This window comes from Sphingobium sp. AP50 (assembly GCF_900109095.1).
Taxonomy (GTDB): Bacteria; Pseudomonadota; Alphaproteobacteria; order Sphingomonadales; family Sphingomonadaceae; genus Sphingobium.
In genome coordinates, this window is record NZ_FNYZ01000037.1 from 1 (window position 1) to 26,048 (window position 26,048).

At 59.5% G+C, this 26,048-nt stretch carries 23 protein-coding genes and 1 pseudogene; 12 read left to right on the forward strand and 12 right to left on the reverse strand.

Translation table 11 applies throughout. The features are described 5' to 3' along the window. The first annotated feature begins 154 nt into the window (after window positions 1–154). Window positions 155–1,327, forward strand: coding sequence for an ATP-binding protein (locus BMY84_RS27825; RefSeq protein WP_256215491.1), 1,173 nt, complete (start codon window positions 155–157; stop codon window positions 1,325–1,327). Between the two features lie 344 nt (window positions 1,328–1,671). On the opposite strand, the gene BMY84_RS27830 is transcribed toward BMY84_RS27825, so the two are convergent. The 4 genes from BMY84_RS27830 to BMY84_RS27845 form a co-directional block, all read right to left on the reverse strand. Beyond that, complete coding sequence (locus tag BMY84_RS27830) at window positions 1,672–2,511, reverse strand: abortive infection family protein (protein WP_093088331.1); 840 nt, start codon at window positions 2,509–2,511, stop codon at window positions 1,672–1,674. A gap of 198 nt (window positions 2,512–2,709) precedes the next feature. Continuing rightward, window positions 2,710–4,749 (reverse strand): M3 family metallopeptidase, encoded by a 2,040-nt coding sequence (locus tag BMY84_RS27835; protein ID WP_371262464.1) that lies wholly within the window; start codon window positions 4,747–4,749, stop codon window positions 2,710–2,712. Continuing rightward, window positions 4,727–5,542, reverse strand: coding sequence for a transglutaminase-like domain-containing protein (locus BMY84_RS27840; protein ID WP_093088334.1), 816 nt, complete (start codon window positions 5,540–5,542; stop codon window positions 4,727–4,729). Before BMY84_RS27840 ends, BMY84_RS27835 begins: the two co-directional genes overlap by 23 nt. After that, window positions 5,536–6,486, reverse strand: a complete 951-nt coding sequence (locus BMY84_RS27845) for a transglutaminase family protein (RefSeq protein ID WP_093088336.1) — start codon at window positions 6,484–6,486, stop codon at window positions 5,536–5,538. Before BMY84_RS27845 ends, BMY84_RS27840 begins: the two co-directional genes overlap by 7 nt. 15 nt (window positions 6,487–6,501) lie before the next feature. On the opposite strand from BMY84_RS27845, the gene BMY84_RS27850 reads away from it, so the two are divergent. Next, window positions 6,502–7,269 (forward strand): N-formylglutamate amidohydrolase, encoded by a 768-nt coding sequence (locus BMY84_RS27850; RefSeq protein WP_093088337.1) that lies wholly within the window; start codon window positions 6,502–6,504, stop codon window positions 7,267–7,269. Window positions 7,270–7,317: 48 nt separating this feature from the next. Here the strand turns inward: BMY84_RS27850 and nhaA are convergent, their stop codons facing one another. Then, a complete protein-coding gene (gene nhaA, locus BMY84_RS27855) occupies window positions 7,318–8,703 on the reverse strand; it encodes a Na+/H+ antiporter NhaA (protein ID WP_093088339.1) in 1,386 nt (461 codons plus the stop codon). Between the two features lie 467 nt (window positions 8,704–9,170). Here nhaA and BMY84_RS27860 point away from each other — a divergent pair, with 467 nt between their 5' ends. The 4 genes from BMY84_RS27860 to BMY84_RS27875 all read left to right on the forward strand — a co-directional run bounded on the left by BMY84_RS27860 (window position 9,171) and on the right by BMY84_RS27875 (window position 15,546). Further along, on the forward strand, window positions 9,171–9,734 hold the full coding sequence (locus BMY84_RS27860; protein WP_218147059.1) for an RNA polymerase sigma factor: 564 nt from the start codon (window positions 9,171–9,173) through the stop codon (window positions 9,732–9,734). After that, window positions 9,724–10,761, forward strand: coding sequence for a FecR family protein (locus tag BMY84_RS27865; protein ID WP_093088340.1), 1,038 nt, complete (start codon window positions 9,724–9,726; stop codon window positions 10,759–10,761). Before BMY84_RS27860 ends, BMY84_RS27865 begins: the two co-directional genes overlap by 11 nt. 95 nt (window positions 10,762–10,856) lie before the next feature. Continuing rightward, the gene (locus BMY84_RS27870; protein WP_093088342.1) at window positions 10,857–13,421 is read left to right on the forward strand and encodes a TonB-dependent receptor; all 2,565 of its coding nucleotides are present in this window, start codon (window positions 10,857–10,859) and stop codon (window positions 13,419–13,421) included. Window positions 13,422–13,425: 4 nt separating this feature from the next. Then, entirely contained in the window at window positions 13,426–15,546 is a 2,121-nt protein-coding gene (locus tag BMY84_RS27875; protein ID WP_093088343.1) for an Atxe2 family lasso peptide isopeptidase, read from the forward strand. A gap of 227 nt (window positions 15,547–15,773) precedes the next feature. On the opposite strand, the pseudogene BMY84_RS30970 reads toward BMY84_RS27875, so the two are convergent. Further along, window positions 15,774–15,893: pseudogene (locus BMY84_RS30970) on the reverse strand (IS3 family transposase); the annotation flags it as partial. A 74-nt stretch (window positions 15,894–15,967) separates the two neighbouring features. Between BMY84_RS30970 and treF the strand changes: the two are divergent. Next, the gene (gene treF, locus BMY84_RS27880) at window positions 15,968–17,542 is read left to right on the forward strand and encodes an alpha,alpha-trehalase TreF (RefSeq protein ID WP_093088345.1); all 1,575 of its coding nucleotides are present in this window, start codon (window positions 15,968–15,970) and stop codon (window positions 17,540–17,542) included. Window positions 17,543–17,619: 77 nt separating this feature from the next. On the opposite strand, the gene BMY84_RS27885 is transcribed toward treF, so the two are convergent. Both BMY84_RS27885 and BMY84_RS30290 read right to left on the reverse strand, forming a co-directional pair. Then, window positions 17,620–20,022 (reverse strand): TonB-dependent siderophore receptor, encoded by a 2,403-nt coding sequence (locus BMY84_RS27885; RefSeq protein ID WP_093088346.1) that lies wholly within the window; start codon window positions 20,020–20,022, stop codon window positions 17,620–17,622. Between the two features lie 288 nt (window positions 20,023–20,310). Beyond that, window positions 20,311–20,676, reverse strand: coding sequence for a hypothetical protein (locus BMY84_RS30290; protein WP_143075200.1), 366 nt, complete (start codon window positions 20,674–20,676; stop codon window positions 20,311–20,313). Window positions 20,677–21,079: 403 nt separating this feature from the next. Here BMY84_RS30290 and BMY84_RS27895 point away from each other — a divergent pair, with 403 nt between their 5' ends. Both BMY84_RS27895 and BMY84_RS30050 read left to right on the forward strand, forming a co-directional pair. After that, complete coding sequence (locus BMY84_RS27895) at window positions 21,080–21,550, forward strand: MucR family transcriptional regulator (RefSeq protein WP_093088349.1); 471 nt, start codon at window positions 21,080–21,082, stop codon at window positions 21,548–21,550. Between the two features lie 228 nt (window positions 21,551–21,778). Continuing rightward, window positions 21,779–21,946 carry a hypothetical protein gene (locus tag BMY84_RS30050; RefSeq protein ID WP_177204246.1) on the forward strand — a complete coding sequence of 56 codons (168 nt, stop codon included), beginning with the start codon at window positions 21,779–21,781 and terminating at the stop codon, window positions 21,944–21,946. A gap of 307 nt (window positions 21,947–22,253) precedes the next feature. Here the strand turns inward: BMY84_RS30050 and BMY84_RS27905 are convergent, their stop codons facing one another. Further along, the gene (locus BMY84_RS27905; RefSeq protein ID WP_093088353.1) at window positions 22,254–22,643 is read right to left on the reverse strand and encodes a response regulator; all 390 of its coding nucleotides are present in this window, start codon (window positions 22,641–22,643) and stop codon (window positions 22,254–22,256) included. Window positions 22,644–22,841: 198 nt separating this feature from the next. Then, window positions 22,842–23,267: a hypothetical protein gene (locus tag BMY84_RS30055; RefSeq protein WP_177204247.1), complete on the reverse strand. Its 426-nt coding sequence runs from the start codon at window positions 23,265–23,267 to the stop codon at window positions 22,842–22,844. Window positions 23,268–23,413: 146 nt separating this feature from the next. On the opposite strand from BMY84_RS30055, the gene BMY84_RS27915 reads away from it, so the two are divergent. The 3 genes from BMY84_RS27915 (at window position 23,414) to BMY84_RS30730 (ending at window position 24,894) form a co-directional block, all read left to right on the forward strand. After that, window positions 23,414–23,698 carry a hypothetical protein gene (locus BMY84_RS27915; RefSeq protein ID WP_093088354.1) on the forward strand — a complete coding sequence of 95 codons (285 nt, stop codon included), beginning with the start codon at window positions 23,414–23,416 and terminating at the stop codon, window positions 23,696–23,698. A 241-nt stretch (window positions 23,699–23,939) separates the two neighbouring features. Next, window positions 23,940–24,173 carry a DUF2171 domain-containing protein gene (locus BMY84_RS27920; protein ID WP_093088356.1) on the forward strand — a complete coding sequence of 78 codons (234 nt, stop codon included), beginning with the start codon at window positions 23,940–23,942 and terminating at the stop codon, window positions 24,171–24,173. A 208-nt stretch (window positions 24,174–24,381) separates the two neighbouring features. Next, window positions 24,382–24,894, forward strand: a complete 513-nt coding sequence (locus tag BMY84_RS30730; RefSeq protein WP_256215492.1) for a hypothetical protein — start codon at window positions 24,382–24,384, stop codon at window positions 24,892–24,894. A 238-nt stretch (window positions 24,895–25,132) separates the two neighbouring features. Here the strand turns inward: BMY84_RS30730 and BMY84_RS27930 are convergent, their stop codons facing one another. After that, the gene (locus tag BMY84_RS27930) at window positions 25,133–25,444 is read right to left on the reverse strand and encodes a hypothetical protein (RefSeq protein WP_256215493.1); all 312 of its coding nucleotides are present in this window, start codon (window positions 25,442–25,444) and stop codon (window positions 25,133–25,135) included. 418 nt (window positions 25,445–25,862) lie between these two features. Continuing rightward, window positions 25,863–26,048, reverse strand: a 186-nt coding sequence (locus tag BMY84_RS30295; RefSeq protein ID WP_218147060.1) for a hypothetical protein, incomplete at its 5' end; no start/stop codon positions are given.

Genomic DNA, 26,048 nt, shown 5'->3' on the forward strand with positions numbered 1-26,048 from the left:
CCGACGACCCTGGTTCGCGCTTCTGGTCGCGCGCGCCAGCCGTCTCAAGCCTGCCGCATCAAAGTCGTCCCGCAATCCAATCGCTGCACCCATGGCAATGCCCTCCAACCGGCACCCATAGATTCAGACATTCATCGCTTTGGGAATCCCCAACGTGAGTCAGGATCATTGGAGGTTGGTATTACTCGCCTCGATGGGGGTGTCAGATTTGGCGGCGGCACGCGCCCAGCAGGTTCAGGCCCAATCGGTCGAGGCGCAGGCAAACGAGGCCAAGGCGCTACTCAAGATCATCGCACCTGACGGGCTGGAGGCATTGCGCGAGACGGTGGCGGCTTTGGCTGGTGTGGATACCTCGCGGGTCGAGTTGAAAGCCGATCCAGATGAAACCCGCGCCGCCCGTGACGCTGCAGAACAGCGGCGACGCGAGGCGGCGCAGACCATACGGACAGCCGAACCGGCCCGAGCACAGGCCGACGAAGCATTTATCAAGGCTGAGACTGTGCTCGCCCGGTTACAGACACGCGATGAGCAGGTCGTTGCGATCCTCGGCCCCGTCGATGAACGCGAAGTCAGGGGGCGAGGTCTGGCGGCGCGTCTCGCCGAACGCGATGTCGCGCTGGCGGATGCTCAGCGAAATTTTGAGGAGCGGAGCGCCGAAGCGCTCGATCTGGACGCGGCTGATGCGACGCTGCGCCGGGTGCGGTCCGTCGAGCAGGCGGCAGCAACTGAAATCCAGCAGTTACGCGAGACTAGCGCCGGGTTGAACGCCCGCATCACCGCGCGATCTGACGAGGCGGTGGAGGAGGCGTGGCGAGAGACGGCCGATGCCTTATCCGCTGCAGAAACTCGTGTTTCCGCGTTCGAACGGGAAGTCGCCGTGCTGACGCGGTTAACGCAGGCACTGGAGGCAGCGCGTTCAGGTGCGCGTGATCTCTATCTCAAGCCAGTCATGAGCGAATTGCGCCCGCTGCTCGGCCTACTCTTCGACGATGTCACCATCACCTTCGACGATAGGACGCTGCTACCACAGACTATCGTGCGCGCTGGGCTGCAGGAAGATGTCGATCGCCTCAGTGGCGGCATGCGCGAGCAATTGTCGGTCCTCACGCGCCTGGCCTTTGCGCGTCTGCTCGCGCGCGACGGCCGACCTGCACCGGTGATCCTCGACGACGCGCTCGTCTATTCGGACGATGACCGGATCGAGCGCATGTTCGACGCGCTTCATCGGCAGGCCCGTGATCAGCAGATCATCGTCTTCTCCTGCCGCCAGCGCGCATTTCAGAGCCTTGGTGGGAATGTGCTGCAGATGACAGACTGGCAACCATGATCTCGCGCTGGGAGGTATCGCAAATTACCTCTGCTTCATTGCCTTACATTTTCGGCAAGCCAGAGATTAGGTCGACTTGCCAAACGCTAAGGAACCGATGCGTTGCTCTGGTGGGCTTGCTAATTAAGAAGTGTGGTACTCGTCTGATCGGTCAGGTTGTGTCCGTTGGGATGCCGCCGGGCGAACATGAAAGTCGGCTTCTGACAACAGCTTCCGTTCGACATTTCGCGCGCGAACGTCGGGAATGTCCCACAATTTGCCGGTCGCCCATCGGCCCTACCAGGACATGCGGCGGCCTAATTTCGCTCCCCAGAAGACAGCCGTCTCGCCCTTCACAGTGGCAGTCAAGCAAGATGCTCCTTAGAAGTTTTGTGAACGTGGGACTCTGAAGCCGGAGATTCCAAATGCGTCTCGAAGGCGAAATTGACGAGGGTGGTGGCCGAGCCGACGGCAAGGCGGGCATGGCGTGGCGTCACACCACGCACCTTGCCGTCGCGACCGTGGCCCGTGCCGTAAAGGCTGCGAATTTCGGCGACGCCCTGCACAACGGTCGCAAGGTTGCTCAACATGGTCTTTATAGCTTTTGCGCCTCTGGCAGCCTCGGGAATGTCGTTCGGTAACAGCCGCAAGGCACCAAAGACCTTCTTGCCGAGCTGGGGCAAGTCTTCCTTGTCGTAGTCGATCCCGCGCTCACGCAAGATGGTTTTAAAGCAGCTCTCGACCAGTTCTTTCGCGGTGCCGATCGCGAGCGCCGGGTCTTTCACGATGGAGCCTTCCATCCGCCTAATCTGGTCGGCGATGTGTGCGGCGTCAAAGCGCAGAGCATGCGCCTTGATATCGTCGAGGCGCAAAGCGGGATCATCGAGCTTCGCGATCACCTCGAATAGCTGCTCCTTGTCGCGCGCCTCCGTGCCAGCATTATAGTCGGCCATACGCTCCCGGTATTTCCAGAGGGCGCGCAACATGCGCGCGACGAGCGGGGCAGGCTCCACGTCAACGAAGCTGCGGACGCGGTTGGCCTTGGAATCTCCGCGCGACGCATAGCTGTCAGCATAGATGTCGATATTGAACTCGTCCTCGAACCATTCCGACAGAGTCCGGTTGGAGAAGTCGAGTACGTAACCGCCGCCCATGCCGAACGCTTGGTCGATGATCCGATATTCAGTCCGTTTGAGGGAAGTCATGATCAGAGATTTTGTCGCAAATTCCCTCCCATTTGCAACTATGAACCTTGATGTGTGGGGCTATATCGACGAGCGCGGACGGTCATTGGCGACTGATCAGCGTCCGCTATTACCACCTCGGCGCCCGGAAGCAGCCAGTCGGCTAGGTCCCAGCCTTTGCCGTAAAATGGACAGGCATTGCCGTCCTGCGTTTAATGCTCAAGCCCCCGCCAAGTGCCGCGCGCGCATCAGCGCCTGTGCGTCGGGCGCACGGCCCAAGAAGGCGCGGAACGACTCCATAGGATCGCGACTGTCGCCAGCCGACAGTATCTCGTCGCGGAAACGCGCGGCGAGTTGCGGGTCGAAAATGTCGCCCGTCTCGACAAATGCCTCGAACGCATCGGCGTCGAGCGCTTCGGACCAGGCATAGCTGTAGTAAGCAGCGGAATAGCCGCCGTCGAAAATATGGGTGAAGTAGGGAAAGTGATGGCGCATGCCGACTTCAGGCGGCATGCCCAGCCGGTCGAGTTCCGCTGCGATAAAGGTGCGCGGATCCGTCTCCGACTCTGCTTGCTGATGGACTGCGAGATCGACCAGCGAGCAGCCGATCAGTTCGACCGTGGCGAAACCCTGGCCATAAACCTCGGCCTGGCGAATCGCGACGATCAGATCGTCGGGCACGCCGAAGCCGGCCAGCACTTCCCGGCTGACGATCCAGTTTTCCATGAACTTGCTGGGAAACTCGACGAAATCACGTGCGACCGCTGTGCCCGACTGGCTGGGATAGACGACGCGAGAGAGAAGGCCGTGCAAAGCATGGCCAAATTCGTGGAACAGGGTGCGCGCCTCGTCGATAGACAGGCGGGTCGCGCCGCGATTGGGCGGCGGCGCGGCGGCAAAATTGGCGACGAGATAGACGACCGGGCGAACGTCTCCGTCCATAGCCTCCTGCACCCGCAGGCTGCCCATCCAGGCGCCGCCATGCTTCTCCGGCCGCGCCAGATAGTCGGTGAACAGCAGGCCGACCGCGCTGCCATCCTTGTCCGTAACTTCCCAGGCCCAAACATCGGGATGATAGCCAGCAATGTCGGCCCGCCGGGTGAAGCTGAGGCCATATAGGCGCGCGGCGGTGTCGAACGCCGCCTGCCGCACTGCGTCTAGCCGCAGGTGCGCCGCCACCGCCGCGCCGTCCAGCGCATAGCGGGCGCGCCGCACCTGCTCCGCGTAGAAGCGCCAGTCCCAGGGCGCGAGGGCAAAGCCACCGCCTTCCGCATCGATCAGCGCCTGAAACTCCGCCGCTTCCTCTGCCGCGCGCCGCTTTCCCGGTTCCCAAAGCTGCCGCATCAGGTCGGTCGCCGCCACGGGATCATGCGCCATACTGTCTTCCAGCGCATAATGGGCATGGTCGGCATAGCCGAGCAGCACCGCCCTCTCCTTCCTCAGTGCCAGCGTTTCGGCGATGATCGGCCAATTGTCGTACGCCCCGCCGTCGCAGCGGTCGGTGAAGGCGCGCCACAACTTTTCCCGCAGGTCGCGCCGCTGCGAGAAGGTCAAAAAGCCCTCAAAATCGGTGCGGTCGAGCGTGACATGATAGCGGCCCGCCTGCCCCTTGGCCGCTGCGCGCCCGGCGGCCGCCTCACACATGGCGGGCGGCAGTCCCGTAAGGTCCTCCGCCCCCAGATCGAGCACCCAGGCCGCCGTCGCCGCCAGTACATTCTGCCCGAATTGCACCGACAGGGCCGACAGCCGCGCATCGATGGCGGCGAAGCGTTCCTTGTCGGCGGGGACAAGCGCCGCACCGCCACGCAGAAAGCCGGCATGGCTGCTTTCCACCAGCCGGATCTGCTCTGGCGTCAGGCCGCTCTGATGCCGAGCGGCATGGACCGCGAAGATGCGCGCGGCGAGCGCCGCATTATGGCTGATCGCGACCGAATGGGCGCTCAGCCGCGCCGATATCTCCGCCTCGATCGCGCGGATACCCGGCGTGCCCTGCGCCGAGGACAGGGTCCAGAACAACCGGCGGACCCGCGCCAGCGCCTCGCCCGACCGCTCAAGCTCGGCGATACTATTGTCGAAGGTCGCCGGCGCATCCTGCCCGGTGATCGCCGCAATCTCTGCCTCATGCCAGCCGATCGCAGTCGTCAGCGCCGGCAGAAAATCGTCGTCCCGCACCTGGGCAAAGGGCGGTGCGCCGAGCGGGCCGGTCCAGGGTTGCAGCAGCGGATTGGCGATCGGATCAGTCAAGAGAGGAAACCTCATCGGTGTGGACCTGGAACCGCACCAGATTTGCCGGGCCAAAGGCGGTCGTCAAGGCGACATCGGTGGCATCGCGGCCCCGCGCCATCAGGATGCGGCCGATCCGGGGGCGTTTGTGGCGAGCGTCATGGGTGTACCAGTCGCCATTGATATAAACATCGAACCAGGCGCTGAAATCCATCGGCGCGTCCACCGGCGGCACGCCGATGTCGCCCAGATAACCAGTGCAATAGCGCGCCGGAATGTTCATGCAGCGGCACAGGGTGATGGCGAGATGGGCAAAGTCGCGGCACACGCCCTGCCGTTCCTGATAGCCGTTCCAGGCGGTCTTGTCCGGCCGGGCGTGATGATAGCCGAACTCGATATGGTTGTGGACGAAATCGACGATCGCATCCACCCGGTCGCGCGCTGCGGCGAGATGACCGAAATTGGCCCAGGCGACATCCATCAGCCGGTCAGTCTCGCAATAGCGGCTGCCGAGCAGGAAGGGCATGACCGCATCGGGCAACTCCTCCACCGGCATCTGCGCGCCATCGGGCGCACGCCGGTCGGGTTCGCCGCTATCCTCGATAACGAAGTCGCAGGACAAGGTGACATTGCCGGGCGGGAGGGTCAGCCGGGTGGCAACATTTCCGAACCCGTCCTCGAAATGATAAAGCGGGATGTCGGGGCTGCCGATCAGCCGCTGCGGCGTGCGCAGATCCTGATGGCGCGAGGGGTGGAGGCTGAGCAGCGCCATCATCGCCATCCGCGTGTCGGTAGAAAATTCGATATCATAGCCGCAGCGGATCAGCATGTCGGGGTCTTTCCTGGAGCGCCGGCGATGCGGCTGTTGATGGCGCCATGGCCTGTGGTGGGGAACAGAGCTGGATCGGCGCGATGGACGTCGACCGATATGTCCATGCCCAAGAAGCTTGCGGGCAGGCCGAACCAGGTGCCCGACAGCGGCAACGCCTGATAGGGATCGCGCGCGATTGCGACGCGGATCAGGCCGCGATTGCCGATGATGCCGTTGGTCGGATCGAACTCTACCCAGCCCGATCCGGGCAGGAAGATGCGCACCCAGGCATGGGTGTTGCCGCCGCCGACCACGCCCTCGTGCCGGGACGGATTGTAGACATAGCCCGACACGAAGCGCGCGGCGAAACCAAGCGCCCGCACCGCCTCGATCATCAGCACCGCGAAGTCGCGGCAGGTGCCCTGCCGCCTGCGCAACGTCTCGATCGGCAACTGGGTGCCCTTCTCATGTCGGGGGACATAGGTGAAGTCGCGCTGGATGCCGGTAGCGATCCGGGTCAGCAGATCGACCGTGCCGGTATTGCCGTCATTGCGGACGAAGCCGCGCGCCCAATTGTCGACTACCCGTTCCGGGTCCAGATGCTGCCGCTCGATGGACCGCAGCAGGTCGGGCATGTCCTCCGACGAGTAAGTGAACGGAAACAGGCGGGCATAAGGTTCGACATCGACTTGCTGCTGCGCCAGTGGCGCATGTTCCAGCGTCACTTCGCTGGTGACGACCAAATGCGAGGCGCGCTTTTTGAACAAGGCGATCGCGACGGAGTTTCCAAAGACATCATGCAGCCAGCGCAGTTCGCTAGGTTCGGGTTCGATGTCGAGCCGGGCGGACAGCAATCGCTGGTCGAAGGCTTCGCGCGGCCGCATCATGATGCGATGCTCGCCCAGCGACACCGGCTGCTGATAGCGGTATGTGGTGACATGATGGATCGTCAACAACGGCATGAAAGGAAGATCCCGATGGCCCGAGAGGCGACGACATTATTGGGTCCGGACGATCCGACGCCGTTCGCCATCGATAACGCGGAAGGTCGCTCGCCGTTCCTGCTGGTTGGGGATCATGCCGGGGCCGCCATTCCCGCAGCGGTGGGCGATCTGGGTCTAAAATCCGCAGACCGCGCGCGACATATCGCTGTCGACATCGGCGTACGGGAGTTTGGCAGAGAATTGGCCCGCCTGCTAGACGCGCCTTTCATCCATCAGACCTATTCGCGTCTCGTGATCGACTGCAATCGCGATCCGGGGCATGAGGACGCCATGGCCATCCAGTCTGACGGTACCCACATAAGAGGCAATAGTGCATTGGACGATGCAGCCAGGCAAGCCAGGATAGCGGCGATCCACGCGCCATATCATGCGGTCATATCGGCCATGCTCGACGCCAGGCAGGCGGCGGGTATTGAGACTATCCTGCTTTCGCTACACAGCTTCACCCCAAAGCTGAACGGCGTTGCCCGGCCATGGCACATAGGGGTCCTTCATTGGCTCGGACGCACGGAATTTGCCATGGCCATGCTTGCACAATTACAGGGCGACAAAACGATATGTGTGGGCGACAACGCACCGTATCGCATGGATGCCACCGACTACACGATACCCGTCCACGCCTCTCCACGCAATCTGCCCTATGCCGAACTTGAGATTAGGCAGGACCTCATCAGCGATCATTGCGGGCAAGCCCATTGGGCCGGGCTAATCCAGAAGGCGACGACGTCGGCATGGCGATAATAGCCATAAGGTGAGACCAGTCACCCGTGCGCGAGGTGGCCGCAGAGGTCAGGCCGATACGCGCGCCGCAACCCGAAGGGCTGTATAACCCGCCAGGCCTGCAAGGGCCGAAGCGACGATGATTGCGAACGATGCTATCTCCTGAAGCCGGCCGTCGCTGAACGCCAGTCCGGATATGAAGAGCGAAATCGTAAAGCCGATACCCGCTAGCGATCCTATCGCCGCGATCATCGGCCAGCGGACATTGTCGGGAAGGCGCGCAAGGCCCAGCCGGGCTGCGATCCAGCTGAAGCTTAAAAAACCCACCGGTTTGCCCAGGCACAGCCCTATCAGAATGGCGGGTGCAAGTGTCGAGTGCAAGCTATCTGCAATGAGATCGGAACTGATATGTACCCGGATGTTGGAGAGGGCGAAGAGCGGCAACACGACATAACTGATCCAGGGCGAAAGGAGCATTATGACTCGCTCTCCTGTTGCATGCGTGGCGCTGGTCATCTCGTCTAGATAGCCCAGGCGCTCCTGCGCCTTCTTTTCCGAGCGGGTAGCGTCGGCGCCCTCCCCTTCCCCTAACGTATGGCGGTGTGCCCGCTGGAATTCATCAATCTCGTCCTGAACTTTGTCAGCAAAATCCTTACGGCCAAGCCTGGGATAGACCGGCACAAGAAAGCCAAGGAGCACCCCTGCTATTGTGGTATGAATGCCCGAGCGCAAGATACCGACCCACAGGATGACAGCGAGCACCACATAGGGGATGCTCGCCCCCCAGCGCAGGTGGCGCAGCAGATAGATGGCGGCAAAGCCAATGGCCGCAATCAGCAGGCCATCGAAATAGATCACGTCGCTATAGGCCGCAGCGATCACCAGCAGCCCCCCAATGTCATCGATCGCTGCAAACGCAAGAAACAGCGCGCGTACGCCATCTGGCAAGCGGGTGGCAAAGAGGCCGATCAGCGCAAGGCCAAAAGCGGTATCCATTGTGATGACCGTGCCCCAGCCTTTGATAGCTTCGCTGTCCCGCGCGATGATCCAGAACAAGAAGACCGGAACCAGCATGCCGCCGATGGCACCAGCGACCGGAAAGATGGCGGTGCGCAGCTGAGACAAGGCGCCGCGCACAAGCTCGCGTTTCACATCTGCGCCTATGACGATGAAGAATAGCGGCAGCAGCGCATGATCGATCCATTCCGCGAGGCTGTGGCTTACCGACAGCCGACCGAAGCCAAAAAGAAGCTGTGTGTCCCAGAAGCGTTCATAGTTTTCACGCAACGGACTGTTGGTGAAAAGCAGCGCCACCATCGTCGCCAACAGCAGCGGTCCGCCAATGACGTCCTTACCGGCAAAGAACGGCTCTATCCGATCAAGAAATTTTGCTCGAGCGGGCGCATGATGTCGCCTTGCAGTTGTCGCGCCCTTCTGGCGGGGATTAATGGCCATCCCATGCAAGCGCCCGTCGCCCAATAGGGTTCCAGCTTATACCTGACACAACAAGCTGCAGCCTTTGATACGAGCGATGAGCGACACGCAAGAATGCGCCTCAGATGATGCAGCCGATATCGCTCCAATTTTAAGCTTGCGCCCCTTCCCCGTTCGCGCACAATAGGGTCGCTTCCGGTGAAAGCCCGGAAGTGGGGCGTGGAAACCCCTCACACGTTGCTCGGTCACCGTTTTACGGGGCCGGGTGGCATGCGCGCATGTCCAGCCGGCAACGGTAAAGGCGCATGCGCCTGACGTGTGCAGGTTTCCAACATCCGGCTTTGGCCGTCGCCCCGAGAGGACATAGGTGCGACGATGAGCCAAGGCCCAAAGTGGCAGGCGGTATGCCTGCCTCATAATGATTTTATGCGCGACATGTGGCTGCTCTTGGCGGCTGCACGACGCATTAGGTCACGGGAGAAAATCCTGTGACCCGGCATATCGAAGGTCCATTCCTTCCGCCACATGCCGCTATATCGCGCGAGGATTTTAGGGCGCGCTTCATTCTGCTTTACCGCAAAGAAAAGCCGCGTTTGCTGCGCTTCTTTCTGCGACGTCTGCGCAATCAGGCGGACGCGGACGAAATGGCCCAGGAGGTACTCGCCCGCTATTTCAAGGCAGCATCAAATCTCGAGGTCGCCACACCCGAGGCCTATCTTACGCGGATCGCTACGAACATGCTACGAGACCGGGCGGAACTGGGGGCAACCCGACTTGCCTTGCGATCCGTGCCCCTCGATGAAGCATTGCTGCTGACCGACCAGATCGACCCCTATCGTGAGGCCTCAGCGCGCGAAGATGTCGCCCGATGGGAAAGCTTGTTACGCGGCTTACCACGAGAAACGGTCGATATCTTCCTTCTCAATCGCCTGGAAGGCTATAGTTACCGCGAAATCGGCTTCAATAAGCGCTTGCCTCTGTGGATAGTGCAAAAGCAAATGCTCAAGGCCATGCGCTTTGTAGCGGCAAACCTGGAAGCCGATGATGAATGATATTACCCCGCGCGACCGACGCGAGGCACAGAAATGGGTGACCCGGATGCTTGACGAGCCGGATCGGCATCGGGCTGGCCTATCGCGCTGGATGCTGGAAAAGCCAGGTCGACGCGCGCTTTACGAACGGCTGATGATCGGTGTTGAAGATGCCGCATTTGCTATGTCGGTCGCGCGGGAAGAAGGCCGCTGGCCGCCTGCAGACGATAGACCAGAACACAAAGAAAACGGGCCAGTCGCTCCGACGATGATTGCGGCCGCGCCCCTGCGACGATCCCGCTTCCAATATGGCCTTGCAGCGATTTTTTTACTCATCGCTCTTTCGGCGGCCGCGCTATTCGTCTGGCGCCCGGCATTTATGCCAAGCTCATCTGCAAATCGCATCACTATCGCGACGGCTGCCGGGCAGACGCGCGAGGAACGGCTCGCGGACGGAACATTGTTGCGACTTGGGGAGAATAGCCTGTTGCATGTGCGGCTAACTCCGGATGAGCGTCAGTTCGAACTGCAAAAAGGGCAGGCCCGTTTTGACATACCGGCTCTTGCCGGCCGCCCCTTTGTCGTAAAGGCCGCGGACAGCGAGCTTGCGGCTGCCGGAGGTATATTCGATCTCAGCCTGCGCAACCGTCTCGCCCTGAGGATGGAAGGCGGCTCGATCGAAGTTCGTCTTCCCGGCTGGCGGGAGAATGCGCGTCCCTCCCGTCTCTTTCGCTTGCGTGCCGGCCAGACGCTGGCTTTCGAAGGTGGCCCAAAGGCTCTTCCCTTCGTCAGATACTCTTCCAATCAAAAGGTCCTCGGATCCGAAGGCGCCAGAAGCTATGATGATGTTGCCGTGCAGGACATCATAACAGAGGCCAATCGTCGCAATGGCGTGAAGATTATTCTTGCCGATTCGACGCTCGGAAAGCGCAGGATTTTCGGTGAGATCCGTATTGATGATGCAGAGGCTACCGCAAATGCCGTAGCGACCTTTCTTCGCGCCCAGATTGATCGATCCAAAGACAGGCAACTCATCATCCGAAAATAATTTCATCTTCACCAGCTTCAAAAATCAAGATCCCCGTCACGTCAACACAAGCCACCCAAACAGGGGCTTGTGGAATTTGACGGGGAGATTCTATCATGCTGAACAAAATGGGCCTTCTGGCCACCACAGCGGCTGCGCTTTTGACACTTAGTCCGGCGGTATCAGCGCAAGATCGCGCGCCCCGCGCTTATGATCTACCCGCACAGGATCTGCGATACGCGCTGCGATTTGTCGCGCGCGCAACCGGGTTTCAACTGGTTGCCGATCCGGCGCTGCTGCGGGGCAGACAGGCGAAAGCGCTGAAGGGGGACTATAGCCTGGAGGAGGCGGTAGCGCAGCTGCTGGATGGCACCGACCTTGTCGTCGATATTCGCGGCAGGACTCTGCTCATCCGGGGCCGGGACGTTGCGGCGCTGGATCCCCAGATGGCCGGCTCGCGAAGCGATATCGTTGTGACGGGGTCCCGCATCCGAGGCGGGGAGACCGCGTCCAAGACGACTTCGCTCAGTCGCGAGAGCATGACGGCGGCTGGTCTCGGCACGCTCGCCGAAGCCATGCAGACCATTCCGCAGAATTTTGGCGGAGGCCAGAATGCCGGCGTCGGTCTTAACGTGCCCGAGGGCACGGGCGTCGGCTATGGCGCTGCCTCGTCCATCAATCTGCGCGGTCTTGGCTCTGACGCAACCCTGACCCTCCTCAACGGCCATCGCCTCGCCTATAATTTCGGCTTCCAGGCGATCGACATCTCCGCCATCCCGTTCGAGGCGATCGACCGGGTAGAAATCGTCGCCGACGGCGCATCCGCACTCTATGGGTCGGACGCGGTGGCAGGTGTCGCCAATATCCTGCTTCGGCGTGATTTCGACGGACTCAAGTCGAGCTTCAGGCTCGGAGGATCGACAGATGGCGGGAATGTGCAACAACAATATGGGCTGCTCGCGGGCCAGCGGTGGAACGGAGGTGGGCTGATCCTCTCCGGCGAATTCAGCCGTACGACGCCAATTATTGCGGGACAACGCGACTATAGCGAAGAGCGTGCACCGGGGCTTTATCTTTCCCCCTTCATCAAACGCTATAATCTGCTGGCCAGTGGCCATCAGGATATTACCGACGCCCTCTCCTTTTCGGTCGATGCGCTCTACAATCAGCGGAGCAGCTTCACGCAATATGCCTATGAGCTGCGCGGCGATATCCAGGCCTATGGTTCCACGGGCAGTTTCAAGACCAAATCCTTTGTAGTCGCGCCCAGTCTTGCCTGGAGGCTCCCGGGAAGCTGGCAGGCCAATCTCTCCGGCATGGTCGGTTTTGATCGGTCTCTCTATCAATATGACATTTTCTATGATGGCGTCACGACGCTCCAACAGATTGGCTGCTATTGCAACAAGGCGCGGTCGGTCGAGATCGGCGCCGACGGCAACCTTTTCGAGCTGCCGGGTGGCGTCGCCAAGCTTGCCATCGGTGGCGGCTATCGCATCAACAAATTTCATGGCTATCGGATCGGCGGGAGCCAAGATATCCGCGCATCCCAAGATGCCTGGTTCGCCTATGGCGAAATCGACCTGCCGATCATCGGCGCAGGTCAGGATATTGCCGGCATGCATCGCCTCAATATGACCGGCGCGCTCCGCTATGAAAATTATCCCGGGATCGACAAGGTCGTGACGCCCAAGATCGGGCTCATCTACGCGCCGATGGCAGACCTCGACATCAAGGCGAGTTGGGGTCGCTCGTTTCGCGCGCCCACGCTCTACCAGCAATATAATCAGGTTTTCGTCAATATCTACGCTGCGCCAACGCTTGGCGGCAGCAACTATCCATCTGGTGCAACAGCAATGCTGGTGTCCGGCGGCAACAGGGATCTGAAGCCTGAACATGCGACCAGCTGGTCGACGACGTTGGACTTTCATCCCGCCGCCATTGAGGGGCTGCGTCTGGAGGCAAGCTATTTCGATGTTCGCTATCGCGACCGGATCGTGACACCCATCCAGTTTGCGTCCCGTTCGCTGAGCAACCCGATCTATGCCGAATATGTTGATTTAAGCCCAAGCGCCTTAGACATCGACGCGGCACTCGATCGCGCCGACGTCTTCAACAATGTCGCTGGTGGCACTTTCGATCCAACCCGCATCATCGCCCTCGTCAACAACAGCAATATCAATGCCGCGCGGCAAACCCTCAAAGGCATAGATCTGTCCGCGCGTTACGCATTGGACATGGAGGATGGCAGCAAGCTAGGTATGACGCTTGAAGGCAGCTACCTCAACAGCAAGCAGACGACGTCCGCCTTGCAGCCCGAAGCGCAGCGCTCCGGAATATTGTTCAACCCGCCCAAATTGCGCGGACGGGCAGGCCTTAGCTGGACACGCAATGCTTTGGGGCTATCGCTCTTCGGCAATTATACCGGCAAACTCCTCGACAGCAGAAGCGCCCCAAGCGCCAAAATCGCTGCCACTGCCACATTCGACAGCAGCCTGCGGCTCACCCCTTCGGACGGGGCTGGACCGCTTAAAGGGGTTGATGTTGTTTTGGCTGTCCAGAACATGTTCAATCGCAAGCCACCGCTGATCCGCACGACTAATGCGTGGGAAGCGCCCTATGACTCCACCAATTATTCCGCAGCCGGTCGCTTCGTAAGCCTCAGCATCGCGAAGAGCTGGTAAGATCGTGCGCGCTATCCTGATCGCGGCGGCCGTCGCGGCCGCTGGCTGGCACGTGCCTGCCAGCGCCGCGCAGGGCACAGACGCCTGCCAAAATATGCTCGCAGCAGCGGTACCGGCTGCAGGCTCCGCGCCGGTCACGCCAATGGATCTGCTGCGCCTGCGCGATATCGGCTATATGCATATGGGACCAGGGCAGCGCCTGCTTGCGGTTTCGCCTGATCGCAGCAAGCTGGCATTCGTTATGCATCGGGCCGATCCTAACAGCGACCGCTATTGCGTGGGCCTTGTCCTGCTCGACCTCATATCAGGCCGTCCTCGCCTCATGGATAGCGGGGACGCCCTCATCATGGCAAAGGTCGCCATCCGGGGCGTCGAAGTCGACTATGGCTTGCCGCGCACGCTTGTGCCCCAATGGTCGGCTGACGGAAAGCGACTTGCCTGGCTACGCCAGATCGAAGGGGTGTCGCAAATCGTCGAAATTAATCCGGTCGACGGTTCGCTCCGACAAGTGACCCATTCCGATGTTGGCGTGGATCATTTTGCGTGGGGCCATGACGCGGAAAGCCTTGTCTATAGCGATCAACCGGCCCGGGAAGCAGCGGCAAGCGCCATCGCAGCAGAGGGACAAAATGGTTATCTCGTCGATGACAGAATCGTTCCTTATGCCGGTACGACACCGGCCATAAGTTCACCCTTGCCGACGATAATCCACAGCCTCAACCATGGCGTGTTGTCGGATAAAGTAACACGGGAGGATATCGATCGCCTTGCTGTGGCAAGGCTTGCATCTGGCGAGCAACCCGTGTCGCCACGCTCATGGCCAGGCAGCTGGACACTCGAGAAGACGCAACTATCGGTTGGAAGCTATTCAAGTCCGACCGGTCTTGCCGCAACGGATCAATCAGGCCGCCGGATGACATGTGATCATGCCGACTGCCGGGGCAGCCTGTTTCTCGATATCGAGGGTGCGTGGGGGACCGACAGGCCCGGGGAATTTACTTACATACGCCGCGAAGGTTGGGCGGGCAGCCAATATGGTCTCTATCTCTGGCGCCCCGGTCGGACACCTCGCCCACTGTTTCGAACCGACGATCTCGTCATCGGCTGCGAAAGCCTGGGCAGCAAGCTGATCTGCGCCCGCGAGACGGCTTTGCGACCACGCCATCTGGTTTTGATTGACCTACGGCAAAGTGGAAAGGTCACTGATCTTTTCGATCCCAATCCGGATTATCGCGCCCTTTCAAAGGCGAAGGTTGAACGACTCTATTGGCGCAATGCGCGTGGCCAAGAAAGTTTCGCCGACCTGGTACTGCCAACCGCGGCGAAGCACAGCACCAAACTGCCTCTAGTCATAGTCCAGTATAATAGCCGCGGCTTTCTGCGAGGCGGCACTGGCGACGAATATCCCATCCAGCCACTGGTACAGAACGGCTTTGCGGTGCTCAGCTTCCAGAAGCCAGGGCCACTCTTTGCCGTAGAAGGCAATGATGGCAAAATGGACTCGCTCTCGGTCAGGCTCAATCAGGACTGGGAAGACCGCCGCAATATTCATTCATCGCTGATGGCTGGACTCGATATCCTGCGCCAGCGAAGCGACATCGATATGGAGCGCATCGGCATCTCCGGCGTGAGTGATGGATCCACCACAGTCCAATATGGATTGATCAATAGTCCCGGCCTTTTCAAGGCGGCCTCGATGGGTTCCTGTTGTGTCGATCCTACTTCAATGATGATTTATGCCGGGAGCGGGGTTGCGCGCGAGCGCAAGGCCTGGGGCTTTCCTCCAGCCTATGGCCCAGGGTCTGAGCGCTGGAAGCCCCTCGCTTTGTCACAAAATGCTCAAGCGCTGATGGCGCCGCTCCTGATGCAACTTGCGGATCATGAGTTCATCATAGCGATGGAGACATTGTCAGCTTATCAAGACGCTGGCCGCCCGGTCGAGGCCCGGATATTCCCTGACGAGCATCATCTCAAATCCGGACCGCGCCATCGCCTGGCGGTTTACTGCCGGAACATCCGCTGGTTCGGGTTCTGGCTTGACCAGCCGGTCGCGCCGGAAAGCTGCCCACCAGCACCTGAGGAAAACAGGCGATGGGCCGCGATGAAAACACACAACGAAAAATGAAATTTGCTCAGTCATGGAACGTTCACACGGCAACTGTCGTTTACGTAAACGTCACCTATCCCCTTGGGTGACACCTCCCCTGAACCTTGGCCCCGCGGTGCAGCTTGCTCCCGCGGGGCTTCTTTCAGCGCTATTGCAACAGCCGCTCAACATGAGCGCACATCATTGATTGAGTAGCCTCTAGTTTTCCGGGCGCCTTCAGCTTTCAAAATCTGCCGCCATTCGAACTAGCCTGGCGACAGAATCCTGGTCCTGACCTGCGTCCGCGTCGGATCATAGAACATCTCGATAAAATCGAATACATCCTGCCGGGCTTCATCGCGTGTTTTGTAGGTGCAGCGCTGTAATGCTATTGCCTCGTGCCGACCCACCATCCGATTTTGCGGTTGCAAAGGCTAATGAGGGCATCGAAAGAGATGCCATGAAAAAATGGCAATCTTTCGTTGCTACCGGCCTCATGTCCTTCATTGCGTCGGGACATCCGGGCTGGGCGCAATCCGCCCCTGCAGACCTGTACGGCGATCTGTTCCAACGCATTCAGCTTGAAAAGCTGTTCCCCGACGGCAAGACCTTCGTCGACGCCAAAGCGCGATCGGACCCTGCCACGATCATGGCGGCCTATCGCCAGCTGCCGCCCCAGGACAAGGAGGCGCTCAAGGCTTTCGTGCTGCGCCACTTCCGAGTGCCGGGCGTCAACGATCATGGTGCATCCAACCTGCGTGCCCATGTTCGGACCCTGTGGCCCACACTGGTCCGCCAGCCGGTCGAGCGGCAAGCGGGTAGTTCCGCGCTGCCACTACCCGCCCCTTTCGTCGTGCCGGGCGGGCGCTTTCGCGAAATCTATTATTGGGACAGCTATTTCACGATGCTGGGCCTGGCAGTCGATGGCCAGCAGCCGCTGATCGAAAGCATGCTGGTGGATTTCACCTCCACCATCGAAATTTACGGCCACATCCCCAATGGAATGCGCAGCTATTATCTCAGCCGCTCGCAACCACCCTTCTATGCGCTGATGCTGGATCTGTCGAAGGATGACAGCGCCGACACCGCCACCCGTCAATTGGCGGCGCTGCGAGCGGAACATGCCTATTGGATGAAGGGCGCATCCTGCGTGCAGGCCAGTGGCGCGTGCGAACGCGTGGTGCGGATGCCCGACGGCACGCTGCTCAACCGCTATTGGGACGACAAAAATACGCCCCGCGACGAATCCTATGCGGAAGATGTCGCGACCGCATCCGAAGCCAAGAGCGACAAGGAGATCACCTATCGTCATCTGCGTGCCGGTGCGGAAAGCGGATGGGACTTCACCTCGCGCTGGTTCGGCGACGGACGGACGATCGCGACGATCCACACCACCGACATCGTGCCGGTGGACCTCAACAGCCTGATGCTGGCGATGGAACAGCGGATCGAGATGCGTTGCCGCAAAGCTGGCGACAGCGCCTGCGCTACCGAATTTGCAGGACTGGCGCGCAAGCGCAAGGTCGCGATCGACCGTTATCTGTGGGTGGCCAAGGAAAGTCGCTATGCCGATTGGGATGGTAAGGCGAAGAAGCCGACAGCCATCCTTTCCGCAGCAACTCTTTATCCGCTCTTCGTCGGCGCGGCGTCGCCTTCGCAGGCCAGTGCAGTTGCGACCACCGTCCGTGCCAAGCTACTGGCCAACGGCGGCCTGCGCACAACGCCCAATGCGACCGGCCAGCAATGGGATACGCCCAATGGCTGGGCGCCGCTGCAATGGGTGGCGATCGACGGCCTGGCGCGAAACGGACAGGAAAAGCTGGCACGCGATATCGCCGGACGCTGGATTGGCACGGTCGCGGCCGCTTATGCCGAAACCGGCAAGATGCTGGAAAAATATGACGTCGAAGAGCGCAAGCCCGGCGGCGGCGGCGAATATCCGCTTCAGGACGGGTTCGGATGGACCAACGGCGTCACCAGCGCGCTGCTGGACCGCTATCCCGACATAGAGGCCGACCTCGAAAAGGTGGACTGAACGGAAAAGGGGCCGGGAGATAAGATCACCGGGCCCCTTTTTGATGGCGAGGCGCCAACCAGCGCCCCACCTATGTTTTAGAAGCTATAAGCCGCGCTGAAGCGGAAGGACCGGCCCAGGATCGGGCGGGCCAGGATCGTGCCTGCACCCTGCGACCCGATGATGCGCGGATTGCCTTCGGTCAGGCCTAGCTCGTCGGTCAGGTTGTTGCCCGTCACCGCCAGCTTCAACCGCTGGTTGACGTCCACCGACACGCCTGCGTCCAGCTGATAATAATTCGGCAGCAGCTGTGCGTTCTCCGGGTCGGAGAAGCGGTCGCCGGTATATTGCAGCGTGGCGAAAATGGACGGACGGAAATCGCCCACCGTCAATTCGTAGCTGGGCGTCACGCGCCACATCCATTTTGGCTGACGCTGCACGCGGTTGCCCGTGTTGTCGATGGTGCCGTTGCCGCTGAAGAAGCCTCGATAGGTGCCATCGAGATAGGTGCCCGCCGCCGCGATGCTGAAGCCTGCGAACGGACGGACCACGCCTTCCAGCTCGACGCCGGTCGCCTTGGCGCCGCCGACCGATTCATTGGGCACGCCGTTGATGATCTGCGTCGTGGCCAGACCGTCGAACTTGTTGTGGAACAGGGTCGCGTAGAGGTTCAGCATCGGGGTCGACACCTTCAGCCCGCCTTCATAGGTGTCCACCTTTGAGATGATGGTCAGACCTTCGCGCAGGTTATCGAACTGCGGGAAGCTGTTGCCGCGGCTATATCGGGCAAAGACGCCGATCTGGCCGGTGAAGTCGTAATTAGCGCCCGCCGTCCACGACCAGCGCGACGCGTTATAGTCAATACGGCTGGCTCCGCCCAGCTGTACGGTCCGATCGTACAGGGTGGCGGCGTTGCCATCCTGATCGAAGGCCGCGCCGGAAGTGGCGACATCGCCCACGACTTCGTGACGCTGCCAGCGCACGCCGCCATCGACACGCAGCTTGTCAGTGATCTGAAGCTCGTCCACCGCATAGAAAGCAATGTCGCGCCCTTCATAGCGGCCGTTCACCAGGAAGCTGGCGCCGGAGGTGAAGCCGTCGCGGGTCGCGACCCGGCCATCGCCCAGCGTCAGGTTCAGGCGACGGGCATTGGGTTCGGCGGTCAGCAATATGTCATTGCCCAACGCCCAATTGTCGCGGGTGGTGTAGTTGGCGAGATAGAAGCCGCCGGTCAGTTTGTTGCCGCCGGCCTTGAACTCCAGCGCCATGTCGTTGACGAAAGCGTCGATCCGCTTACGCACATCCCAGATGCCCGCACGCATGACCTGCGTTCCGGCCGCTGCCGCGCCGCCGCCCGATGCGTAGGTGAGACTACCCACGGTCGAACCCGCGCCGCCAAGCGTTTCCGCCATGGCCGCCGCGCTCATCGGCGCGTCGGTGGGGACGAGGCCGACGGTGTTGGCCGTGCCCCACATATAGCTGGCACGTTCGCGAATGCTCAGGCCGTCGACCAGCTCATAGTCGAAGCTCAGGCCCAGATTGCCCAGCTTCGCGCCACGGCCGTCGGCCAGGTCGACTGCGCGACCTGCATTATTGGTGGTCATGCGCACATCGCGACCGGCCAGCGCGCCGGTGCCATGGTCGAAATTGGCATATTGGCTGATCTTGCTGCCGTCCTGATTGACAGGGATGGGCAGCAGCCACTGGCCATGATCGTTGAGGTAACGGCCGTAGATCAGCAGCGAACCGCGACCGTCGAAATCATGGCGGATGTTCGCGGTGATCTGACCGCCCTTTTCGGCGCGGAACTGCGGATCGCGGATGCCGTTACCCTGCGCATAATAGCCGCCGAACATGAAGGTCGTGTCTTCGCTGATCGGGCCGGAAATCCAGGCGTCGCCGCGGATCTCGTCATAATCGGTGTAGGACAGCTTCGCAAAACCCTTGAGCGTCTGGCCGCCTTCGCGCTGCTGCACATTGACCGTCAGGCCCGGCTGGCCGTTCGAGAAAAGCGAACCGGTACCGCCGCGCACGGCTTCCACGCGATCGACGGTTTCGTCGAGCCGGATCAGCTGTGAATTTTCAAGGAAGGACAGGGTCGAGGGCGGGAAGAAAGGCACGCCGCCCAGCTGAAACGTCACAAACTGCGCGTCGCCGGCCGACGGATAGCCGCGCACGAAGATGTTGGCGCCGTTCTGGCCGCCGGAGCTTTCGGCGCTGACGCCTGGAATGGTGCGCAGCAGATCGGCCGTGCTGTTGGGCGCGGCACGGGCAATAGCGTCGCTGGACAGGCTGGTCACGGCGAAGGCCGCGTCCTGACGGCGGGTGCCCCCGCCAGCCGTGCCGACCACGACAATGTCAGCCTGATTTTCATCGGCCGCCACGTCAGGCGCATCCTGCGCGGCAGGGGCGGTCTGGGCCATCGCACTCGCACCGAGCAGGGCGAAGGGAGCAGCGCCGGCCAGAAGCAGCCTGGACGCGGACAAACAGATATTATGCATTATGATATTTCCTCCTGAGCTTCCGGCATTCTCAAAGGAGCCGGATCGCAATCATGTGTGGGAAGCCGCCTGGAACGATATCTTCTACCACCCGCGCCGCAACGCGGGCGCGACGGTGCCCTGATCGCTTAATCACGCGCTCGCAAGAAAGTTTCGCACCTGTTTCAATTCGATAGGTGGGTGTGGCATTAGCGCACCACAGCGCTGAAACGGTTGCACCACATCAACCCTATGACGGATATTTCTCAGACGAGAAGATAGTGAGCGGTGATGCTAGATGAGGAGCCCTTAGAAGTTTGTATCAAGCCTAGCAGCGTTGACGAAGTGAGGCAGCCATCTGCAAATGGTCGCGAGCTTTGAAAAGTTGGCAAACGAGATGGCCGTTTTTTTCGTAGACGGTAGCAACAAGACTGCTTGAAATGCCCACATATGCGTTCGCCGCGTGCAGCGGCGGCAATCGCGGGAAATGAGTTCGCAGCGGTTGGCCTTGGGCGGGATAAACGGCAGTATACCGTGCATCAGCAAATTTTCGCCAACGACATCCCCTTCATGACCCCCATCTATGGACAGGGCCTTCGCCCTGGCAACGGATCGCCACCCGGCACTTACAGCGCGATAGTCGGACGCTTCACTGCCGGTCATAAAGTCGAACAAGCATCCTTAATTGTCATTGCGGGCATCCGAACCGAGTTTGAACGCGACCAGTTGAGCGGACATAGGCAGGATTAGCAGATCCAAGGCGGCAGGTAAGACTCTAGGACGCCAGCAAGCCCTACAGATGAGCAGCAGTCGGATATCAAAAAGAAGCGGGCGCAAGGTGTATCGCTAGGAGAGCCAGCTAAAGAATATGCTGGAAGTCGTGCGTCGATTCAGAGGGGAGAGACGCGGGCAGGATGACCGGGTAAAAATATATCATAGGGCGAAATATTAGAAAATCGACCTGCCAACCATAGCATATCATTCACGGATTTATGTCCGAATCTTACGATCCTCACAAGGGGATGATTTAAGATCAGACCCCGCTATAAGCGCGATACCAATCATATAAGGATCGCAGATGGACGCCGCTGATAACAACAATGCCAATGAACTGCTGGTAACGCTGACTGCCGATATCGTTGCAGCCCATGTTTCTCATAACAGTGTCGGGGTCAGCGACGTCGCTACCCTAATCACTAATGTTCATGGCGCATTAACTGGCCTGGCCGAGCCCACAAAAGCCGCAGTAGAAGAAAAGCCAAAGGGTGCTGTCTCTATCCGCGCGAGTGTTAAGCCGGGTCATTTGATTTCGATGATCGACGGCAAGCCCTACCGGATGCTCAAGCGTCATATCCAGTTTAACGGCTACACGCCGGAAACCTATCGCGAGACCTTTGGGTTGCCCAAGGACTATCCGCTTGTAGCGGCTAACTACGCTGCGCAACGTAAGGAACTGGCGTTGAAGATCGACCTTGGCCGGAAGCCAGGACAGGTCCGCAATAAGACTGCTGCTAAGGGACCGGCAAAGAAAGCGGCTCAGACTGTCTGACAGACGACTAAAAATAATGACCCCGCTAGCCATGGGAATGCTAGCGGGGTCTATCGAAAGGTCTGCTGGATAACCTTGGGGGATGTAGGTCATCCCACGCATTCTAAACTGCGCCCAACCAGGCAGATTCCCAACTACCGACGGCGGGGTTGTTTTTTTGTTCTTGTGGCTGCGTGCGCAGTCGTAACAGGGGTAATGGGGTATCGTCTGATCGTCAGGAGATACGCCATGAACGATCACCTAAAGGACGCGGCTGTTGCAGCCTCTGTGTCGGACGGCCAACTCCTTGAAACTTATGGGCGGATAGACGGTGCGGTGGAACTGACCAGGGAGCAGCAGGTGATAGAAGATGAAATAGGCAGGAGAGGATTAAAGGCAAATGAGGCAGCGGCCTGAACACCAATATGACCGGGATCGGTCCAGCATGTTCCTAAAGATCGAAGCATTTGTGCTAGCCATCCTGATGATAGGCGCAACCGCAAGCGGCGTTTATGGGATGCTTTAGCCGAGTTGTTCGACAAGGATTGGAGCCATCCCATAAAGAAAGCCCCGCCGTTCGGGTCGGAACGGCAGGGCAAGTTGTCTTCAATCGCGGGAATGGCGGATGCCATCCAGATCGCTCTACGATTTAGCAGCGCACTGGTTCCATGATTGACGCCTGCGGCCGCTATATGCTTCTAAATAAGCTGCTTAAGGCCAAGGCTTACACCCGCGCCATATTGTAGATCGAGCGAATCTGCTTCGATAGGCTGACGGGATCGAAGGGCTTGGAAATGTAACCGTGAAGCCCAGAGCGCTTGTACGCCGCTACTTCTGCATCACGAACGGACGCGGTAATGAGAGCGCCTATGATATTATCCATTCCCGGCAGCAGGCGGACCCTCTCGAAGAATTCTATGCCGCTCATATAGGGCAGTCGTAGATTCAGCAGCGCGAAATCGAATATGAGTCCGTCCGTCTCTATAGCGTCCAGTGCTTCAACGCCACTGTCAAACGTGGTCATGATTATGCCGGGATCGAGTTCAACCGCTTTGCGAACGATCAGCCTTATGTCGGCTTCATCCTCTACAAAGAGCAGCTTAATCGTCTCCATGGTAATTTGGCCTCGGCATAATCAACCTAACCATGCGTTAAGATAACAGCTTGGTTGTTTGTTCCCTGCTGTGGAGGACGCCTTCCCCCTCTACTGGAACTAACTCATTTTAATGCCCTAGGTTAACATTGATAAATCGTCGCTCTTCTTGCCCCAGGATGAACTTGCGGCCCTAGCGCGAAAATTTCTCGCTCGTCATTAGGCGGCGCATTCGGTCGAGCCGGATGGCGCCACCAGCGTGGCCTTGAAGTTCGGCCGCAGCAGCAGGGCGGTGGGCGTGGTGCACAGCGCGCGTTCCCATCGCCAAGGCATGAATGGGCTGCCGCTGGCGGCGGTTGTGGAGAAGCCGACCAGCCCGTCGCCGAGTTCGACATAATATTGCTGGAGCCGCTGCCATGACGGCTTTCGCTGCTTCATTGACGCGCTGACGCAGCTGCTGCGCGAAATAGGGAAATAGCTGAAGCAGCTTGGCCGCCGGTCGCTGTCCCGACGCTCGAAATCCGGCATCAGTGCCTTCATTCGTGCGACCGCCTCGGCGAGGATCGTGTCGAAGTCGAGCGCCTCTACGACATCAGGTGCGGGAAGGCGCAAACGATCGACGGCGATGAAGATGGTGTCGGCCATGGCCACCATCTCGGCGGTAGAGCCGGCATAGCGCCATTGTCGTCATGTGAAGAGGGAGGCTCTCCACAGGTTGGCATACATTAGATCACGAACGGCATTGATCGCCGTACCAGAACCCAAATGACCTGCGCCGCATTTATTAAAGCATGATCTACATCCAGCATGCCGTCATGGCTTTAATTGCGCAGGCCGCGATCGGCCTTTTGACCGGCAACTGGTGGGCTGGCGCTGCGCTGGGATCTGCATATTTCATTGGCCGCGAGGTCGCCCAGGCAGAATATCGGTGGATTGAATGGTTTGGAAACGGACGCCGGGCCAACATGCCGCATTGGGGTCGCTTCGATTTGCGAGTTTGGCCGAAACTCGATCAGTGGCTAGACTGGATTGCGCCCACGGTGGCGACGTGCGTGTTGGCCGTCATCATGCGATGAGCGCTGCCTGGAATGTAGACACGTGACGGGTACCCCGACAAGACTGAGGTCGCAGAGCTCGTCAGGGCGGAACGCTTCATAGATCTGATGTGACGTGCTTTCCATTCTCAGAATGAGGTATGCCCTCGTGCCTCAGATAGAATGGCCGGAACGACAGTCCGCCCCTTTGCGGTTCGATGTCGGAAGGATCGTCATCTGCTGTCGTTCGTTTCCCCCTTTCCCATTCGACGGAGAGTAAGAAATGGCTGCCGAACATGAAATTCAAGAGCATATGGAAATTCTGGGATCAGACGGCGATCATGTCGGTACGGTCGACAGCGTTGATGAGGGGCGCATCAAGCTGACGAGGGCTGACTCAGCAGATGGGCTTCACCACTATCTTGATCTTGAACAGGTTGATCGTGTCGAAAATGGCAAGGTCTACCTCATCATGTCGACTTTCGAAGCGCATTCCCTGACGACCGCCCAAGCGTGAGATAACCTCAGGACCCACGTCAAATCGAACGTCATCTCAAAAATTTATGCGTTGCATACTTATGTGCAGATCCGAATATGGCTGCGCCAATAGGCGGCTTGGCGCGACTGCGCCAAGCCGCTCTTAAACTGATCCCGGCTGAGGACGGGCCTCACCCGTTGCAGGGTCGCTAAGCCGGCTTCTCCGGTATCGGAATCAAAAGCGGACCATGCGAAAACGACCGCGGCCCGCAATTGAACTGGACTGCCGCCTTGGCGCTGACGAAAAACACTTGTCTGTTGTGCATTGGCCGTTTGCCGAATTACGGCCTCAGAGCAGATACCAGCCGAACCAAACACGCCGCTATGACAGCAACTTTCATGAAGAATGCTTTGCATCCAGAAAGTTGATTGAGCGTTGTCCTGGCGCAACCGATTCATTCAAGGGTTATCCAATGCGTACTAGAGAGAAGTTAGCCGACGTTGTGGCGGGACAATCGGGGCGCCAGCGCCGTAAGCAATTCGTACGATCGCTTAAGGAAACGGCGGCACGCGCAGTGGTCACAGCTTCTGTAACTTTCGCTGTGGGCTGGGTACTGAAACGGATGTTCGAAAATTCGGTGGCGGATGCGGCGAAAGAGGGCGCAGCAGAGGCGGTTCAGGAGGACGCTTCCAGACAAAATACCGCCGATTTTGAGCCAAACTCCCCCCCTTATGAGGGCGATAAAGCGACCGCTGATTAATGCTGGCGTCCGCGTCACATGCCTAGCGAAGATTGGCCGCTAGGCGAATGTCCGGATCGGAGCCCGGTCACGGAGATAGCTGACGGTCGTGCAGAATGTGCAGCCGACCAACTTTCGCCGTTCGACGCCGCGAGCGCTAATGACCGCTCCTGCCGCAACCAGCCATTGCTGTCCCATTAAGCCCGCCGGCTGCAGCGCGCCAAATGTTTCGATGCAAGCTCGTTCTGTTGCAGTTGGTTCAGACTGCGAGGCGCTTCCTGTGCTTTTCGATTGCGGCAATGACCTCACCCGAGAAGGGGAGATGCGTCTTTTCCTGCTCCCAAAGCCCGTCAAACCGCTCTACTGTTTCCTTCGCTGTCGAGATAATCAGATGCGACGGCAGCCGCGCTTTGTCGGCGATCGTCTCCAGTTCGCGGTAGGTGAAGGACTCCCATGCGCGTGAACGATGAAATTTGAGGGCGGCATCCTCTGCAGGGGTATAGGCGACGGTTGAGAGAAGATCATATGCTGGCGCCAAGATAGGTTGGCGCTGATAACGCGATAGCTTCAATCGTAAATATGCCCGAGCATATTCATGGTGAAGATTATATGCTTCCGCATATACATGCTTGCCGTTTCGCGAGCACACTGCCCCGCCTGACGGTTGTGCAAATGGGCATTAACCCAGCAGCACGGCAGTAGATGACCTAATGGCTCCGCGTCGGCGCGGGTGATACCCCGGCCAAGACACCAGGAATAGGCGTAGGGGTTCATATCCAGCATTTGGGAGGTTCTCACCCGCGAGGAGATCGCCACACAGTTTTAGGCGCCGAGCTGGATATGAATTCATCTGATTCCAACCTTGCGCTCAATCTCATGGTGACTCCGCCCCAACCAACGTCTGCCAATTACGACGCGGCCTCGCCGCAAGCTCCCGCGGAGGGGATTCGTTTTGGTCCCAAATGCCGCCGATACGACCCAATATTGCCCTACAACTGCTGAATTTGCGGTACTAGCTGCGGCCGGTCCGCTCTCCCGTTTCCGACATTCCATTCCTGGGTCAAAGCGCCAGATCCGCATTTATACCAACCTGCATTGATCACGACCCACATGCCCATTTGCGGCGTCCGATTGTCATGATGCGCCACGGCTGATCGACGAGCCTGTTCCAAGCT